The 17,165-nt window shown below is 65.0% G+C and carries 18 protein-coding genes; 6 read left to right on the top strand and 12 right to left on the bottom strand.

Going from position 1 to position 17,165, the window contains the following annotated elements:
* Positions 1-118: 118 nt before the first annotated feature.
* Entirely contained in the window at positions 119-580 is a 462-nt protein-coding gene (locus tag ACJH6I_RS19500; protein WP_212806767.1) for a nuclear transport factor 2 family protein, read from the bottom strand.
* A 94-nt stretch (positions 581-674) separates the two neighbouring features.
* On the opposite strand from ACJH6I_RS19500, the gene ACJH6I_RS19495 reads away from it, so the two are divergent.
* Positions 675-1,235 (top strand): TetR/AcrR family transcriptional regulator, encoded by a 561-nt coding sequence (locus ACJH6I_RS19495; RefSeq protein ID WP_318986800.1) that lies wholly within the window; start codon positions 675-677, stop codon positions 1,233-1,235.
* A 21-nt stretch (positions 1,236-1,256) separates the two neighbouring features.
* Here the strand turns inward: ACJH6I_RS19495 and ACJH6I_RS19490 are convergent, their stop codons facing one another.
* Positions 1,257-1,673 carry a DUF5313 domain-containing protein gene (locus ACJH6I_RS19490; RefSeq protein ID WP_212806769.1) on the bottom strand — a complete coding sequence of 139 codons (417 nt, stop codon included), beginning with the start codon at positions 1,671-1,673 and terminating at the stop codon, positions 1,257-1,259.
* A 219-nt stretch (positions 1,674-1,892) separates the two neighbouring features.
* Here ACJH6I_RS19490 and ACJH6I_RS19485 point away from each other — a divergent pair, with 219 nt between their 5' ends.
* A complete protein-coding gene (locus ACJH6I_RS19485) occupies positions 1,893-2,381 on the top strand; it encodes a MarR family transcriptional regulator (RefSeq protein ID WP_318986799.1) in 489 nt (162 codons plus the stop codon).
* A 208-nt stretch (positions 2,382-2,589) separates the two neighbouring features.
* On the opposite strand, the gene ACJH6I_RS19480 is transcribed toward ACJH6I_RS19485, so the two are convergent.
* Positions 2,590-2,859: a hypothetical protein gene (locus ACJH6I_RS19480; RefSeq protein WP_318987298.1), complete on the bottom strand. Its 270-nt coding sequence runs from the start codon at positions 2,857-2,859 to the stop codon at positions 2,590-2,592.
* Positions 2,860-2,979: 120 nt separating this feature from the next.
* On the opposite strand from ACJH6I_RS19480, the gene ACJH6I_RS19475 reads away from it, so the two are divergent.
* Positions 2,980-4,131 carry a DUF2235 domain-containing protein gene (locus tag ACJH6I_RS19475; RefSeq protein ID WP_212806772.1) on the top strand — a complete coding sequence of 384 codons (1,152 nt, stop codon included), beginning with the start codon at positions 2,980-2,982 and terminating at the stop codon, positions 4,129-4,131.
* A gap of 34 nt (positions 4,132-4,165) precedes the next feature.
* On the opposite strand, the gene ACJH6I_RS19470 is transcribed toward ACJH6I_RS19475, so the two are convergent.
* The 6 genes from ACJH6I_RS19470 to ACJH6I_RS19445 all read right to left on the bottom strand — a co-directional run bounded on the left by ACJH6I_RS19470 (position 4,166) and on the right by ACJH6I_RS19445 (position 10,278).
* Positions 4,166-4,837 (bottom strand): HAD family hydrolase, encoded by a 672-nt coding sequence (locus ACJH6I_RS19470; RefSeq protein WP_318987297.1) that lies wholly within the window; start codon positions 4,835-4,837, stop codon positions 4,166-4,168.
* A gap of 125 nt (positions 4,838-4,962) precedes the next feature.
* Complete coding sequence (locus tag ACJH6I_RS19465) at positions 4,963-5,703, bottom strand: cutinase family protein (protein ID WP_318987296.1); 741 nt, start codon at positions 5,701-5,703, stop codon at positions 4,963-4,965.
* Positions 5,704-5,881: 178 nt separating this feature from the next.
* Positions 5,882-8,779 (bottom strand): MMPL family transporter, encoded by a 2,898-nt coding sequence (locus tag ACJH6I_RS19460; RefSeq protein ID WP_346414522.1) that lies wholly within the window; start codon positions 8,777-8,779, stop codon positions 5,882-5,884.
* Complete coding sequence (locus tag ACJH6I_RS19455; protein WP_029105884.1) at positions 8,776-9,201, bottom strand: MmpS family transport accessory protein; 426 nt, start codon at positions 9,199-9,201, stop codon at positions 8,776-8,778. Before ACJH6I_RS19455 ends, ACJH6I_RS19460 begins: the two co-directional genes overlap by 4 nt.
* A gap of 241 nt (positions 9,202-9,442) precedes the next feature.
* Positions 9,443-9,910: a DUF5078 domain-containing protein gene (locus tag ACJH6I_RS19450; RefSeq protein ID WP_212806775.1), complete on the bottom strand. Its 468-nt coding sequence runs from the start codon at positions 9,908-9,910 to the stop codon at positions 9,443-9,445.
* Entirely contained in the window at positions 9,907-10,278 is a 372-nt protein-coding gene (locus ACJH6I_RS19445) for a DUF732 domain-containing protein (RefSeq protein ID WP_212806776.1), read from the bottom strand. Before ACJH6I_RS19445 ends, ACJH6I_RS19450 begins: the two co-directional genes overlap by 4 nt.
* 132 nt (positions 10,279-10,410) lie before the next feature.
* Here ACJH6I_RS19445 and ACJH6I_RS19440 point away from each other — a divergent pair, with 132 nt between their 5' ends.
* The 3 genes from ACJH6I_RS19440 to ACJH6I_RS19430 all read left to right on the top strand — a co-directional run bounded on the left by ACJH6I_RS19440 (position 10,411) and on the right by ACJH6I_RS19430 (position 13,949).
* Entirely contained in the window at positions 10,411-11,082 is a 672-nt protein-coding gene (locus ACJH6I_RS19440) for a TetR/AcrR family transcriptional regulator (RefSeq protein ID WP_406784414.1), read from the top strand.
* An 82-nt stretch (positions 11,083-11,164) separates the two neighbouring features.
* Positions 11,165-12,004 carry an ABC transporter permease gene (locus ACJH6I_RS19435; RefSeq protein ID WP_318987294.1) on the top strand — a complete coding sequence of 280 codons (840 nt, stop codon included), beginning with the start codon at positions 11,165-11,167 and terminating at the stop codon, positions 12,002-12,004.
* 91 nt (positions 12,005-12,095) lie between these two features.
* On the top strand, positions 12,096-13,949 hold the full coding sequence (locus ACJH6I_RS19430) for a bifunctional diguanylate cyclase/phosphodiesterase (RefSeq protein WP_318987293.1): 1,854 nt from the start codon (positions 12,096-12,098) through the stop codon (positions 13,947-13,949).
* 8 nt (positions 13,950-13,957) lie between these two features.
* Here ACJH6I_RS19430 and ACJH6I_RS19425 read toward each other — a convergent pair whose 3' ends face one another.
* The 3 genes from ACJH6I_RS19425 to ACJH6I_RS19415 are packed head-to-tail and all read right to left on the bottom strand — an operon-like array spanning position 13,958 to position 17,159.
* Entirely contained in the window at positions 13,958-14,629 is a 672-nt protein-coding gene (locus ACJH6I_RS19425) for a class I SAM-dependent methyltransferase (protein WP_318987292.1), read from the bottom strand.
* A gap of 38 nt (positions 14,630-14,667) precedes the next feature.
* Entirely contained in the window at positions 14,668-16,797 is a 2,130-nt protein-coding gene (locus ACJH6I_RS19420) for an Rv1355c family protein (protein WP_406784410.1), read from the bottom strand.
* Positions 16,797-17,159, bottom strand: a complete 363-nt coding sequence (locus tag ACJH6I_RS19415; protein WP_212806778.1) for a hypothetical protein — start codon at positions 17,157-17,159, stop codon at positions 16,797-16,799. The genes ACJH6I_RS19420 and ACJH6I_RS19415 overlap by 1 nt, the downstream gene beginning before the upstream one ends.
* Positions 17,160-17,165: the final 6 nt, after the last annotated feature.

Genomic DNA, 17,165 nt, shown 5'->3' with positions numbered 1-17,165 from the left:
TCCCGCGGCGGGCAGGTTCACCTGCCCGCCCTGCCGGCCAATGTGGCCCAGGTGCTGGCATGGGGCGTTTCTCTTGCCTCGGCGTGCGGTGAGCCGGCGGACGGCGCTGGCCCGGCACCTACTGAAGCGGAATCTCGACGCCGCGGTCACGCTCCGGACGCGGGCCGAAGATGCGCCGATCCCCCTCGTTGATTCGCACGTCGTTGATGCTCGCCTCGCGGCGTTCCATCAAGCCGTCCGCGTCGAACTGCCAGAGCTCATTGCCGTAGCTGCGCCACCACTGGCCCGCGGCATCGTGCCACTCGTACTGAAACTTGACGGCGATGCGGTTCTCGGAGAACGCCCACAGCGTCTTGCGCAGGGCGTAGTCGTGCTCGCGCTGCCACTTGGCGGTCAGGAACGGCACGATCTCTTCGCGACCGGTGACGAACGTGTCCCGGTTCCGCCAGACCGAGTCGGGCGTGTACGCCAGGGCGACACGCTGCGGGTCGCGCGTGTTCCAGGCGTCCTCGGCGGCCTGCACCTTCTGGAGTGCGGTCTCTTTCGTGAACGGCGGGACGGGCGGACGTTGTTCGGACATGACTCGCTCTTTTCTCTCATTGAGAACGTGCGTTCTCTACGCGATTCGACTAGCGTAGGGAACGAGCGTTCTCAACGTCAAGGAGGAAATTCGGATGCCCGCGCCGATCAGCGACGAACAGAAGTCCCGCGACCGCGAGGCGCTGCTGGACGCCGCGGAGACCCTCTTCTACGAGCGCGGCATCCAAGCCGTCGGCATGGACGACATCCGAGAGGCGGCGGGGATCGCGCTGAAGCGCATCTACGGGCTCTTCGCAACCAAGGAAGAACTCATCGTCGCCGTGTTGCGACGCCGCGACCACCGCTGGCGCGGCCGCCTCACCGACTACGTGGAACAGCGCGCAGACCCGCGAGAGCGAGTTCTGGCCGTCTTCGACTGGCTGGGGCAATGGTTCGCCGAGCCGGGCTTCCGGGGCTGCGCCTGGATCAACGCCTACGGCGAGCTCGGCGCCACCTCGCCGGCAGTCCTGGCCGAAGTACGCGCCCACAAGCAGGCATTCCACGAGCAGATTGCGGGCTGGGTCGCCGCCGTCACCGGGGCACCGCCGGAACCCTTGTGCCTGTTGGCCGAAGGCGCGATCGTGACCGCCGCCATCACCGGCGATACCGAGGCAGCGCAGCGTGCCCGGGAAGCAAGCGAATCCCTCCTTGGATGACGACGGCCGCCGGTCCGCCCGTCAGAACGGTCGGCTGTTCGCCTGCCATTTGGCGGATTCCGGTCGCGGACCGAAACGCTCGACGTAGCGGTCGTGCATCTGCGACTGCTTCTGCCGCAGGACTTCGTCGATCAGGTTCGGGTCGAGGCCGTGCTGAGTCAGACGGTAGCGACGCCACACCTTGTTGAGCACGAACGCCATCACGAGGGCCCAGAAGTAGATCGGCAGCGTCATTTCGGAGTGCACGTACACCGATGCCGGCAGCAGCCACAACGGCGCCAGCACGAAGATCGGCGGGATGGCGTACCGGATCATGTGCCGGCGGACGGCGCCGTCGTCGGTCAGGTCCTGCCGAACCCATTCCCGCAGGTGGTCCGGTAAGCGCCGCCCGTAGGCGTAGGTGATGCGCTGCCAGAACGTCGGACTGTCGGCGACCATGACGACTCCTTTGCCTGATGAGGTCGACGAGCACCATGCTCTTCGTACCCTAATAGTTAGGACACTATCATTTAGCTTGCTATTCCACAGGGGTGAAACAACTCACGTACGCCGGCGGCGAGAGACATCGGGCCGGCCGGATCACGCGCCACCGAGAACCCCGTGCCGGGCACGACGACACAAACTGTTAGGGCCCTAATTGGTAATAAGCTGGGCAACATGTCCGCTGTCTCGGAAGACGTCGACCCGCTGGCCCTCGAACGGCAGGTCTGCTTCGCGCTGGCCATCACCAACCGTGCGGTCCTCGCGATCTACCGGCCACTGCTCGAACCGCTCGGGCTGACGCATCCGCAATACCTGGTGCTACTGGCGTTGTGGGACAACGCGAAAGCCAAGCAGGAACCGTTGACCGTCAAACAGATCGCCGCACTGTTGCAGATGGATTCGGCCACCGTGTCCCCGATGCTCAAACGTCTCGAGACGCTCGAGCTCATCCGCCGCATCCGCAGCGCGGCCGACGAGCGCACCACCAACATCACGCTGACACCGAAAGGCGTCGCGCTACGTCGCCGCGCGCTGAAGATTCCGCCGGCGGTGGTCGAACAACTGGGCGTCGGCCTCGACGAGCTGGAACGCCTGCACGAAGTACTGACCCGAATCAATGCCGCCGCCGTTGCCGCCGGCACACTCACGGCGAAATCCGGGTAGCGGCTGGCAACGCCGGCGGGCGCCGGTTCGAAGGTTGTCGCGACGATGCACCGAAAGCCAGATACCAGTGGCGACGGCCATTGGTGAATGACATCGATCGTGGCGGATTCACTTCAGAAATTTGACGTGGCCGAGGTAATGCAGCGTTTGCCTACCAGGGCGTCGTTTCGCAATAATGCGGACAATCGCGAGCGGTGCCGGCGATCGACTACGACTTTTCACCAGACATCGACCGATTCCGGAAACCGGCCCCTAACACGCAGTTCACGAAACTATCGGATGACCCGTCCGTGTCGCCCGCCCGATTCAAGATCAAATTCGTGGCTTGCGCCGGAACCCCGCTGAAAATGGTGTGAAAATTGTTGGTGAAGCAATAATTGAGATTGCTGTTGTGTGCCTGCCGCAGTATCGACCGGCAGGATTTGATGCGCTTGTGCACGAACAGGGACTGTTTTGTGCGATCGACCAGAATCGGCACTCCAAAAGGCTATCGTTTTTGCGAGAAAGAGCGGGAGGCACCCGCGACGCACCGATATCGATGAGCATTCTTTTCGTCAATCTCTGGACCTGAGCCTGATCTCCGAGGAAGGAGCGACGGATGTCCAAACGACTGGTGGTGTGCTGCGATGGCACCTGGAACACCCCCGACCAACACACCCGTGGGACGCCCAGCCCGACCAACGTCACCAAACTCGCATTGGCGATTGCACCTCGCGACCTGAAGGACCGCGAGCAGCGCATGTTCTACCACCGCGGCGTTGGGACCAGCCGGTACGAACGAATCCGCGGAGGTGCCTTCGGCCTCGGGCTGGCCCGCGATGTCCGCGACACGTACCGTTTCCTGGTCGAAAACTACGACCCCGGCGACGAACTGTTCTTTTTCGGCTTCAGCCGAGGCGCCTTCACCGCCCGCAGCACCGCCGGGTTTGTCCGCAATTGCGGAATCCTGCGTCGCGAGTACGCCGACAAGATCGGCGAGGCGTACAGCTTCTATCGCGGGCGCAGCAGCACGAGCCACCCCCGGAGCATCGAGGCGACCCTGTTCCGCAGCTCGTACTCGCACGACCCGGACATCCACTTCATCGGCGTCTGGGACACCGTCGGCGCGCTCGGCATCCCGCTGAACGGGCTGCGCCTGGTCAACTTCTTCAACCGGCGCTTCCAGTTTCACGACACGGCGCTGAGCACCAAGGTCCACGGTGCGTTTCAGGCGCTGGCGATCGACGAGAAGCGAGGGCCTTTCCGGCCCGCGGTCTGGGAGCAGGCATCGGACGCACCCGAGACCCAGCGCGTCGAGCAGGTGTGGTTCGCCGGTGTGCACTGCGACATCGGTGGCGGCTACGATCCGCCCGGTCTCAGCGACATCACCCTGCCGTGGATGGTGGGGCGTGCACAGGAGTACGGCCTGCACTTCGAGCCCGGCGCCTTCGAGTATCGGGAGTGCGCGTACGCCCCACCACCGAATCCGACTGCGACCAGGGCCGACCGCACCTCGGTGCATCCGGACCCACTGCAACTTCCGCAGAACTCACGCACCTTGTTCTATCGGCTCATCCCGCCCTACATTCGTCCGATCGGCGCGACTGACTGGGACCGCGAAGCCATCGCCTCGACCGCGCTCGAACTTCATGAAGTGAAGCCGCACTACTACGAGCCGAAAAATCTCGTCGCTTACATCGGCGGCCCGCACAACACGGAGAAGATCGGGGTGCCGACAGGGTGGCGACCTCCGATCGAACCGCCCGAATAATCCTGACTGCAGGCGTGTCTCGCCGCGACGTCGCTCAGCCGAGCAAGGCTCCGATGGCGCTCTCACGCAGATGGGCCAGCAGCGCGCCGGGGCCATCGAAGACCTCAGCCATTCCGGCGGCACGTAATTCATCGCCGCCCACTCCACCGGTCAGGAGACCGATCGACGTGACCCCCGCCCGCGCACATGCCTGCGCGTCCCAGACCGCGTCCCCCACAAACACCGCCTGCGCCGGACCGACGCCGGCCTTGTCGAGTGCCACCTCGATGATGTCGGGCTCAGGCTTGGCCGTATCCACGTCGCCGGACATGGTGACCGCCGAGACCACGTCGTCACAGTCGAGGACCCCGCGCGTCAGCTCCAGCTCGTCCTCGGGCGCCGACGTGGCCAGGACGACCTGCAGACCCCGATCAGCGACTCCGTGCAAGAGCTCGCGTGCGCCCGGCAACGGCCGCATCAGTCCCGCGGACTCGCGGTAGTAGCGGCTGTGCAGCTTCTTGAGTCGTTCCTCGGTTTCATCGGACACATCGGGACACAAGTCGTGGATCAGCGACGTCCCATCCATTCCGATGCACCGGTGCACGCGCCATGCCTGCACCAACAGGTCTTCGTCCGCGAATGCGCGCAGCCACGCATGTACGTGCAGATAGTTCGTATCCACCAACGTGCCGTCGACGTCGAACAAGACTGCTGGGTGTGCCGTCATACCCTCGGGAGTACCCCCGATCAGCGCGTCCTACGCCAACCCGGATGATCGGCGTCGACGCACGTCTTACGCGTTGGCTGCCGGCCCGCGAATCGCCTTGGTAGTACCGCGATTACGCCGGTTGACTAGTTGACCCCGGCAGCCTGAGCGGTCGGTTGCACCGGCTTGGCCGTGCCCCCGACCCGGCTCGCCACGTAGTCCGCGGCGCTGTCGGTGAGCCCCCGCGCCTGGTACGCGCCGTGGGCACCCTGGTCGCCGCCGGTCGGCGAGCACACCGGATCCTCCGGGATGCAGATGTCATCGGTCTTGCCGACGTAGCGCGGACCGACGGTGATCGGCGGCGCGCCGGTGTAGATCATCTGCAGGAAGCCGCTGGACGGCTTTCCGAATAGGACCACCCCGGCCACGCGATCGGCCACCGAAGCCGGCATCGGCCCGCTCAGTCCGGGCGGCAACGTGAAGCCCTGCGGCACGCTGTCCTCGGTGATGTACGCCGCGACGGCCGCGCCCTGCGAGTAGCCACCGAGCACGACCTTGGTGTTCGGGCAGGCGCTCGCGGTCGCCATGACCTTGTTCTTCGCGTCGATCACGCCGTCGGCGGCGGTCGCGAAATCAAGGGACGCAGGGTAATTGACGGCGTAGACGTCCACCGACTTCCCCGGCGTCCGGGCGCGGAGCGCATCCACGAACGCCTGCCCGACACCACCCACACCGGCGGGCTCGAAGGTGCCTCGTGCGAATACCACCTGTACGTCCGGGCACGCCTCCGCAGCGGCACTGCCGGACCCGGCGACGCCTGCGGCAACGCCCGCGCTTGACAAGACGACTGCCGCACAGGCAGTAACCCATCGATTATTTCGGTTCATCTAGACCGCCCCAACTCGACCTGAAACCCGTAACGGGACAGACACTGGCCCCGGTTCTCCCATTTACTGTCTACCCGATCTGGATTGGTCAAACCACCCACCGCAGGTGATCCACCTCACGCGCATGACGGTCGGCGCCGCGAAATCGACTGTCGTGAAGCCGAACTCATCAACTGCATCAGACGGACGCCATGTCGGATTCGCGTGGGATCGGCTTCGGCCACGGCTGCGGAATCGGGCGCTGACGCACGCGCTGCGGCCACCAGAACCAGCGTCCGAGCAGGCTGGCGATCGACGGCGTCATCAGTGACCGCACCACGAGGGTGTCGAACAGCAGACCCAGACCGATGGTCGTGCCGACCTGGCCGATGATGATCAGCTTGCTGACCGACATGGACATCATGGTGAAGGCGAACACCAGGCCCGCCGAGGTGACCACCGAACCGGTGCCCACCATGGCGCGGATGATGCCGGTGTTCAGCCCGGCGTGGATCTCTTCCTTGATCCGGGAGACCAGCAGCAGGTTGTAGTCGGCACCCACCGCCAGCAGCACGATGACCGACATCGGCAACACCATCCAGTGCAACGGAATACCCACGATGTGCTGCCACAGCAGTACCGACAGACCGAAGGCCGAGGCCAGGCTGAGTACCACGGTGCCGACGATCACCGCCGATGCGACGACCGCACGGGTGAGGACCAACATGATGATGAAGATCAGGATCAGCGCCGCAGCCGCGACGATCATCAGGTCGTAATCGGCACCGATCTGCATGTCGTTGTACATGGCTGCGCTACCGCCGAGGTAGATCGAGGAGCCCTCGAGGGGCGTGCCCTTGATCGCGTCGGCCGCGGCGACCTTGAGCGGTTCGATGCGCGAGGTGCCCTCCTGCGTCAACGGGTTGCCCTGGTGAATGATGGTGAACCGCACCGCATGGCCGTCCGGCGACATGAACAGCTTGAGGCCGCGCTGGAAATCCGCGGTCTCGAAGGCTTCCGGCGGCAGGTAGAACGAATCGTCGTTCTTGGCCGCGTCGAACGCCTCGCTCATCGCGGTGCCGGTCTTCTGCATCGCGATGGTCTGGTCCTGCTGCGCCTTCTGCATCTGGTACTGGTTCAGCAGCACCTGCTTCTGGTGCTTCATCGACGCGATCTGCTTCGGCATCGTCGCGACCATCTTGGGCATGAGGTCGGCCATGCGCTGCATGTCGGGAACGATGGCCTGGAAGTCATCGGACATCAGGCTGATGCCGTCGATGCTCTCGAAGACCGACCGCATGGACCAGCACACCGGGATGTCGAAGCAGTGCGGCTCCCAGTAGAAGTAGTTGCGCATGGGCCGGAAGAAATCATCGAAGTCGGACAGGTGATCTCGAGTGTCACCCATGTCATCCGAGGTGGTCTTCATCTTGTCGGCCATGCGCTGCGACACCGCGGCCAGATCTTTCTGGACGCTCATCATCTCGGTCATGGCGTCGATGCTGTTCTGCAGATCGTCGGCCTGCGAGAGCAGATTGTCCAGGTTGGTCTGCATGTAGTCGTTGTTCATGAGCTGCGTGGAGCCGCTCTGTCCGACCGTGTACGGGATCGTCGAGTGCTTGATCGGGTCACCGTCAGGTCGGGTGATGGTCTGCACCTGGGCAATTCCGTGCACGTTCTTGAGCGCCTTGGCGATCTTGTCGATTACCAGGAAGTCCGCCGGGTTGCGCATATCGTGATCGGACTCGACCATCATCAAATCCGGGTTCATCTTGGCCTGCGAAAAGTGCCGGAACGCAGCGTCATAGCCGACGTTGGCGGGGATGTCCTTGGGCAGGTAGATCCGGTCGTCGTAGATGGTGTGATAGCCCGGCAGCGCGATCAGGCCCACCAGCGCCGCCACCACGGCGCCGACCAGGATGGCACCGGGCCAGCGCACCGTCGCGGTGCCGACGCGGTGCCAGCCGGCGGTGCGCGTGTTCTTTCGGGGCTCGAGGACCCGGCGGAAGCGGGTTGCGACCGAGATCACCGCGGGCCCCAGGGTCAGCGCCATCGCGACCACCATCACCATGCCGATGGCCAGCGGGAAGCCCATGGTCTGGAAGTACGGCAACCGGGTGAAGTGCAGGCACAAGGTGGCGCCGGCAATGGTCAGGCCCGAGGCCAGCACCACATGCGCGGTGCCGTGAAACATGGTGTAGTAGGCCGATTCTCGGTCCTCGCCGACACGTCGCGCTTCCTGATAACGCCCGATCAGGAAGATGACGTAATCCGTCGCGGCGGCGATCGCCAGCGTCACCAGCAGGTTGGTGGCGAAGGTGGTCAGCCCAAAAACGTTGTGGTAGCCCAGAAATGCCACCAGACCGCGCGCCCCGGAGAGTTCGAGCACCACCATCACCAGCACGAGCAAGGTCGCGATGACGGATCGGTAGACCAAGAGCAGCATGACCGCGATGACGCCGAAGGTCACCAGTTCGATCAGCTCCATGCTCTTGTCACCGACGACGTTCTGATCGGTGCTGGTCGCCGCCGGACCGGTCACGTAGGCCTTCACCCCTGGCGGAGCAGGGCTTTCGGTGGCGATGTGGCGCACCGCGGCGACCGACTCGTTGGCCAGCGTCTCACCCTGGTCACCGGCGATGTAGACCTGCACGTAGGCCGCTTTGCCGTCGCGACTCTGCGCGCCCTTGGCGGTCAGCGTGTCGCCCCAGAAGTCCTGGACGTGCTGTACGTGGGTGGTGTCGGCGCGCAGATCGCTGACCATCTTGTCGTAGAACGCGTGCGCGTCGGCCCCCAGCGGACGATCGCCTTCGAGCACGATCATCACCGAACTGCTGGTGGTGTACTCGTCGAACACTTTGCCGACACTCTTGGTGGCGATCATCGAGGGCGCGTCATTCGGGCTCATGGACACCGCGCGCAGCTTGCCGACTTCCTCGAGCTGCGGGACGACGGTGTTCAGCGCGGCGATGACCCCGATCCACGCCAGGATGATGAGCACCGCGAACCGGCGGATGAACCGCGGTATCCCCTTGTGCCCCTTGTTCTCCACCACCGGAATGGCGTCGGTCTGGGCCTCGTCGGCCGGCGCGCTCATGCGGCCTTCACAAAGCAGAAGGTTTCGGCGTTCATACCGGTGGCGGTCCTCTCTTCTTTGACCACGTCATCGACACTGACCCGGCAGCTGATGCTGTTGCCGTCGCCCTGGGCCAGGATGTTGGGTTGTACAGAAGGCAAGGTGGTCGACAGCGTCAACGTCCACGGCAAAGACACCCCCGCGGCGCGCTGCGGCTTGCCTTCGAGGTCCATGTAGTTGATGGTGGCCGTGCTACCCGTGCCGTAGATCTCGTACTTGACGAACTTGGGGTTGAAGTCCTCGGCGTTGTCCGAGCTCTTCTCGGTGATCACGACGGGATTCGACCCGAACACCTGTCGCACATTCGACACGATCACCACGCCGCCGGCGACCGCGACGATCACCAGCAGCGGTAGCCATGCCCGCCGAAACACTCTTGTCATCGCTGCCTTCTCCAGAAGTTGCCGACCGCGCGGTCGTCGGGCATGGGCAGGCACACCGCCGTTGATGCGCCCCCGGACATCTAGCTAGGTAACCTAACGGAAAAAGTGGATAGAGTCCATCCATTTAAATGTCGTCTTCGTTACAACCTGGCGCGGGCCCGCCGCATTCCTGCCCTGCGCGGGCAAATGCGATTTCCGCTGAAAAACCCTTGGTCAGCAGCGAAATTCGGACCTAAATCACTCAGCTGTTGGAGGCGAAGTCCCAGACCTGCATGTTGCCGGCGGGATAGCCCAGGCAGACGTCGGTCGCCTTGGCGACCACGCCCTTGTTGTTGAAGAAAATCTTGGCCCAGTTGCCCCAGTGGGTGGCCACCTGCTCGTAGTAGACGTTGGTGGCGGTGTCCTCGGAGTACTGCCGGCGGCCGACCGGGTCCAGAGAGAAGAACCAGTGGATGCGGTCCTGCGCCATCTGCTGGATATCGGCGGGGCGGTTGTTCCGGTCGATCATGTAGCGCTGGTAGTACACCGGGCTGGTGTCACGCACCGCCTGCAGGTACTGCTCGGCATCGCAGGTGGTGGTGATGATGCGGCGCGGGATCGGATAGTCGTCGGTCGCGTCGGCACCGGCCGGCGCGGCAAGGGGCAGCGCGGTCGCCGCCAGGCCGACCACCACGGCGGCCAATCCGATACGGAGAGATCGAAGCGTCATGCGCGGACCCCGGTTTGCGACTGCTGCGCGGCGGCTTCCAGTATCGAGCGCTTGTCGGGGCAATAGAAATCTATTGCGGCACTGAGGAATTGCCAGTTCTGTTGAGTGGCGTTCTGCCGCGACAGGTTGGTGGCGACGAACTTGGCCGACTGATAAGCGTCGTGGTCGACGTTGTTACTCAGCCGCTGGCACGCGATCTTCCCCAGCCAGGCGTTGTAGTCCTTCGGTCCGTAGATGCCGTAGGTGTGCAACTGGTTCGCGAAGTCGGTATCGGGATCGGCATGCGCAGGTCCGGAACCGGACACCGCCACGACGATTCCGACAGCGGCGGCGGCCAACGCAGGTACGGCCCGGTGGTGTCGTGTCATGCAGCGCGCCCTCCCGATCGCGAATCACCGCGATCGTGAGCCGGTCGCAGCGTCCGGCATGAAACTATTCCGGTAAGTGGATGGCGTCAATCCACTTAGTGCAATGGTGTCCCGGATTACACTGCGGGGGTGATGGCCCGCCCGACCACAGATCGACCGTTGCGCAAGGATGCCGTGCGCAACCGGCAGCGAGTGATCGACGCGGCCCGCGACCTGTTCGCGACACAAGGCCTCAGCGCCACACTCAACGAGGTGGCGCACCACGGCGGGATTGGCGTCGGCACGGTGTATCGCCGATTCCCCACGAAGGAAGAGCTGTTCGAGGCCATCTTCGAGGACGCGATCGACGAGATCGCCGCGGTCGCCGACACGGCATTGGAATTCGACGACTCCTGGGCGGGATTCGCCTGGTTCGTGGAACAGATGTGCCAGCAGACGGCCACCGATCGTGGTCTGCGAGAGATCCTGTACGGCAAGGGCGGTGGCGGCAACGGGGTGGAAGCGGCGCGCACCCGCCTGGTACCGAAAATCGCGAAACTTGTTGAGCGGGCGCAAAAAGACGGCCACCTGAGACCCGGCATCTCCGACAGTGACATGCCGATCCTGGGCCTGTTGGCAGGCACGGTCAGCGAATTCGCCGGCCACGTCGACCCCGAGCTGTGGCGACGGTATGTGGCCATCTTCCTTGACGGGCTCCGCAATCGCGATGGCCAGGACAAGCTGCCGGTCGATGCCCTTGACGAGGACCAGGCCGCTATCGCCATGACCACCTCACCGCCGGGATCCTGCTTCAGCAAGGAGTAGCGGCCCGCGGGCTACAGAGACGCGTCGCGGTTTTGTTTTGAGGCGGCTGGTGGCCGGATGTGCCGCCGGGGAAACTCGAACCATGCGCGGCGCCGAACCTCTGCTGACACCCATGCTCATCATCGTTTGCGTCGTGATGGCCGTCGCGGCGGCCGCGGTGAACCGCTTGGCGCTCAACGGATCCGTGTGGGAGGCGCCGAGCGCCGCGGCGCGTGCCGCATTCCAGCTGGCTGCGGTATCGACCGTGCTCGCCGTCGCATTGCAGCGGATGTGGTCGTCGCTGGTGGTTCTCTTGCTGATGTTCATCGTCGCCTCGATCACTGCGGCTCGCCGCAGTCAGGCACAACGCGGGGCCTGGTGGCTGACCGTCGCCCTCGCCGCCGGCATGGTCATGGTGATTCCGCTACTGACGCTCAGCGGTGTGGTGCCCTTCAACGGTGTCGCGGTGGTGCCCGTGTTCGGCATCGTGCTGGGCGGAACGATGACCGCATCGGCGGTGGCGGCGCGGCGTGCACTCGATGCGCTGACGCAGCGCGCCGGCGAGGTTGAAGCGGCTCTCGGCCTTGGTCTGTCAGAACGTTTCTCGCGGATGTTGGTCATCGAGCGACCACTGTCGGACGCTCTGCTGCCCAACCTCGATCAAACCCGCACCGCCGGACTCGTCACTCTTCCCGGCGCATTCGTCGGGGTGCTGCTGGCGACCGGCTCGGCCGCACAGGCGGCGGCGGTTCAGGTCCTGGTACTCGTCTCACTCTTGCTCGCGCAGGTATGCGGCGTCGCAGTCGTCGGGGAACTCGTAGTCCGAGGCAAGATCGCCCGGTCGAACGACGCGATCGCGCCGCCTCGCGGCCCGGGCCCCGTCGTCGCTCTCGCCCGCAGACTCGGGGCGGTCAGGCCGGGACCCTCCACAACAGGACCATAGCCAGGCCGGGTTCAGCGGCGCCCAAGACCTGCAGCGGTGGCTCGGAGCGACCTGTACCCCGTTTTACCGGTTCGTTAGTTACGGTGATGACGTGCTGAGAGCCCTCAACGAGCTTGTCGACAGGGTGACGCGCACCCTGATGGCCGTCGACGCGGACAACTACGTGGCCGCCAGCGAGCAGGCACTGACCGACGTGGCAGCGCATTTCGGTTTGGATGTGGCGTTTCTGCGGCACAACGATCACACCATCGGCGCGACGATCCTGATCGCTCAATGGCCGATCAGGACCTACATCCCCGACCCGGATCCGATCGGAACCGTCTACTTCAAGGATGCCGATCCGGTCTTCGCGATGGCCGAACATGTCGCAGAACCGGTGATCCTGCGGCCGGCGGCCGAGCCGGACGAATTCCAGCAGCGCATCGAGGAAGGCACCACCGTGCCGGTCATCTCGATGGCTGCCGTGCCGATGAACGTCACCGACACGGCCGAACCAGATGGTTTCACCACAACCGGCACACTGGGCTTCATCAAATACGGTGACCGGCAATGGCTGGACGAGGAGATCACCGCGCTCAAGGTCATCGCCACGATGTTCGCCCACGTCAAGGTGCGGGTGGAAACACTCGCATCGATCAAACACCTTGCCGAGCATGATGACCTGACCGGATTGCGCAACCGCCGAAGCCTGCTCGACCATCTCGATCAACGACTCGCATCGGGTGAGCCTGCCCCTGTCGCGGCGCTGTACATCGACCCCGACCAACTCAAAGCCGTCAACGATCTGCTGGGCCACGAGACCGGTGATCAGGTTCTCGTGGAGCTCACCCAGCGGTTGAGCGAATACGCGGCCGGCGAGGCGTTCTTGGCTCGCCTCGGTGGGGACGAGATCGTCGCGGTGCTCAACGCACCCACATCACTCGCCGCTGCCCAGGCCTACGCCGAACGGCTGCGCGAGACGCTGGCCGCGCGACTGATGCTGGGCTCGTCGTACATCAGGCACCGGGTGAGTATCGGTGTCGCCGTGGGGATTCCAGGAACCGATTCGGTGTCGGACCTGCTCCGGTATGCCGAGCACGCGTTGACCGCCGCCAAGGCCGCGGGTGGCAATACCGTGATCGCGTTCAGCGACGAGCTCGCGGCGCAGTTCTCGTTCCAGACCGACGTCGAAGTGCATCTGCAGGACTGCATCGACAACGGCGCGTTGTTTCTCTACTACCAGCCTGAGGTCGATTTGCGCAGTGGAGAACTCGTGGCGATGGAAGCGGTGGTGCGATGGAATCACCCGACCCGCGGACTACTGCTGCGTGAGGAGTTCATGCCAACGGCCGAGGCCACCAATTTCGGCGGTGCTGTGGGGCGCGAGGTGCTGCGGATGGCATGCGAGCAGTTTCAGCGTTGGCGTGCTGAGGGTTTGGCCCGGGATGTGATGCTCCGGGTGAAGCTGTCACCCGCCCAGGTGCTGACTGCCGGGTTCACCGAACATCTCGCCGCGACGCTCGCGCAGTTCGAGGTTCCAGCGGGTTCGCTGTGTTTGGAGCTGCCCGAGGACCTGTTGGTCACCGAGGCTCAACTGTGCGGCCAAATCCTGTTGGAACTGAAGCAGATCGGGGTTCAGCTGGCGTTGGACAACTTCGGCACCGGGTACAGCTTTCTGCCCAGTTTGAAAGAGCTGCCCATCGATTCGTTGAAGGTCGGCCGCGGGTTTGTCCAGACGCTCGATCATGACGACGAGAACGCGTTGTTCGTCCAGTCGATCGCTCTCCTGGCCGACGCGTTCGGGCTCGAACTGACCGCCGACGGGCTGGAGACCGAGTCCGCGGCCCAAAAACTCATCGCCATGGGTTACCGCCGCGCGCAAGGGCTTCTGGTGTCCGGTCCGGTCGACGCGGACACCATGGGGCAGCTCCTGGCGGCGCCGGTGCTGCGCACCCCGGCTCCGTGATTGCCCGGTCAGACTTTCCGAGCGGTCAGCAGCAATGCCGGTAGGTGCACGCGGCCGGCGTCGTCGATCGGGAAGTTGTGGGGCGGCAACCCCGGGATGTCGGGAAGCTTGACAGCCACGAACGAAGCCTGCGTCGCCACGTCGGACCAGTGCGCCGCGACGGCGTCGCGGACTTCGGCTTCGGTCACCTGGTTCGGGATCGGGCACGGCGAATCGGCAGGCAACGCGTCCTTGGTGAACACCAGCAGGTACAGCGCTGCACCAGCAGCGGCGGCCTCATGGATACCCCGCAGGTAGTCGTCGCGCGCTTCGACGGGCAGTGAGTGGAACAGGGTGCAGTCGATGACGGTGTTGAACTGCTGGGTGAGGCCGAGGGCACCGATATCGCGGAGATCGCCCTGCAGGAATCGGGCCGTGGTCAGGCCGCGGTCGGCTGCCGCAGCAGCGGCCTGCTCGATCGCGACCGTCGACAGGTCGATGCCGGTGACCTCGTAGCCCCGCTCCGCCAAGGCGAGCGCGACATCGCCCACGCCGCACCCGGCGTCGAGGACGGGTCCGGTGACTTTGCCGGCGTCGATGAGAGCGAGGATTTCCGGCTGCGGTGCGCCGATGTTCCATGGCGGCGGTCCCATGAAGATTTCGTGGCGGTATGCGGCGTCCCAGTCCATCACTTCGCTCATGGTGACCAAGAGTAGTTGGGTGTGCTGCCAACTCCCCGTCAGTCGCGCAGCACGACGCGCTCGTCGCTGCGCCGGCTGGTCACCGCCGGCGGCGCCGCGACGGTGAGTCGCAGGATCAGCGCGATCCTCTCGTCCGCGTCGATGCCGGCGAGGTCGACGAATTGGCGTTGCAGAATCCCGAGTTCGCCGGCGAAGCGAGCGGAAAGCTTGGTGAGATCGGCCGTATCGTGGGCGAACAGCCAGACCGGCGAGATCGGCTGTACGGCCAGGCCGCGCTGCTGCGCATGCACCCACACCGCCTCCGCGGCCGAGCCGCCCGCGGCATAGTCGCGCAGTGCACCACCGGTGACGGTGACGATCGCCAGAGCCGAACTGGCGTGCACCCGGCCGCGCATGTCGTCACCCAGTGCTTCACCGGCGTTCCAGTCGGCCAGTTGCGCCATGACTTCCGGCCGGCGCAGCAGCTCGAGCATGACCAGCCCGCCATCGCCCAGTCCGAGGCTGTGCACGTCGATCCCGGCGTCCGGATCGGGATCGCCGGGCCAGCGCAGCTCGGCGATCATCTCCTGATGCAGGTGGGGGGTCAGGAACCTGATCCGGTCGGAAGCGCCCAAAATCTCTGCCGCTGCGGCGATCTCGCCTGGCGCGGTGATGAGTCGCAGCCGCCCGCCTTCGCATTCGGCAGCAGCCGACAATGCCCCGGCAACCTCGTCGGCCAGGGGCGTGGGAGTGCCTTTGTCGCGGTTGGTTTCGCGCGCGAGCACCGCGCCGTACAGGTCGGCGAGGTCCGGGTTGCCGCCCTTGCCGTACCAGAGTGTCGCGTGCAGCGGTGACCACGACCCGTGGGTCGGCTCGTCGATGGTGACCGGGCCGAGGATGCCGTGGTGGGCGGCGGCAACCCGAGCATTGAACACTGCGGCGCCGACGGCGACGGCGCTCCCCCGGAATCCGACATCGATGGTCGGGCTGTATTGCGGGGCAAGGCAGATCGCGATCTCGTCTTCGCCGGCCTCGATCAACCAGGGCTGAACATTGCCGCCCGACGGCGCGCGCATCGCGGCGATCGCAACCTGGCCGGTGAGGCTGATGGCGGAGAGCGGCTCGTGCGCGGGCGTGGTGGGCCGCGGCGCGCCCATCGACGGCTCGGCGAGCTGGTCCAGCGATGACCCGATGTCGATGCGGCCGCGCCCCGAGCGCAGTTCCTCGCCAAGTCCGATACGCCGCACCGCCTCGGCTATCGCAGACGCCCCGATGATGACCTCCGAGGCCACCTGCGGCCAGGTGGCCAAGGTCCGGTCGAGTTCGATGAGCGACGCCGCGGTGCGCGGTGAGAGCTTTTCGGCTTCGAGGTGGCGCAGGATGTGTGCCACCTTCTCCTTGCTGCTCATGCCGGGCAGCAGGCCGATGTCGAGCGGGCCGAGCAGGCCATGGAGGATCGGGCGGTCAGGTTCGTCGTCGAAACGTTCGACGTCGATGATGCCGCGGTCGCTGGTGGCCATCAGCACCGGGATGCGTCGATGCCGGGCGGCCACCCGCGCGACGGCCTTGATGTCGAGCGAATCGCATTCTTCGACAAAGACATTGAGCCCGTCGACGAAGTCATCGACGGTCTCGGTGGTCAGGCCCTGATGAAATACCTCGACCGGCAGGTACGGGTCGAGTTCGGCGATGCGGCGCGCCGTGGCGACAGCCTTGTTGAGTCCGAGGTCGAACACGGTGGCCGGTATCCGATTCAGATTCGACAGCTCGACGCGGTCGAAGTCGGCCAGACGCAGTCGCCCGCACAAGCCTTGGGTGGCCAGGGTGTGGGCGATGACATGCCCGACGCTGAGTCCCGCGACGCCGACAGCGAGTTCGGCCAGTCGGGTCTGCTCCCCCGTGGTGATGCTGTTGCGGTTGCGGTCCAGGCGCAGTGCCTTAAAGCCGGCCGGACCCAGGATCGAGACGAGGGTCCGTCGCCACGGGTACCAGACCCAACGGGCCGGTTCGTCCAGGAGTGCGGCAGCGGGTTGGGGGCGCAATCGGCGTAGGTTGTCCAACTCGGGCCCGTAGTGGTCGAGGACCTGGACGTGCGGGTCCGACCGGAGAAGATCGAGTGTGGTCGCGGCTGCCGGATTGGCCGGGTCCAGAATTTGTGGGCGATATTCGTTCGGATCAGTTGGTTGCACTATTCGGCTCCAAGTTCTGTGCATTGCCTGGCTGCGCCATTCGGGCCGTCTGTACGCTGCGGAATGGGCCTGGGGGGCAGTTCGTCAGTGTCGCCGACCAGCCATAGGAGAAACCCGTTGATGTGGGCGCTCAGGCACGAATCCACTTCTGCTGCAGCGGCTATCGCGCGTTTGCGCAGCGCCTCGTCGGCGCGGTAAATGCCGGCGGGCACTCGGTGCTGGCTCGGCATTTCCTCACTATCGCATAGGTGGATATCCACCGTCGAGACTGATAACGTCGGCCCGTAGAAATACGGGGCGTGGCCAGGGGGAATGAATATGCGCGCTGCGGCGGCGACAATCTCGATTGACGACAGCGTCACGGATTA

The organism is Mycobacterium sp. SMC-13 (genome assembly GCF_045311035.1).
Taxonomy (GTDB): Bacteria; Actinomycetota; Actinomycetes; order Mycobacteriales; family Mycobacteriaceae; genus Mycobacterium.
The sequence above is the reverse complement of the archived record's forward strand: the minus strand, read 5'-3'. Positions and strand labels throughout refer to the sequence as shown.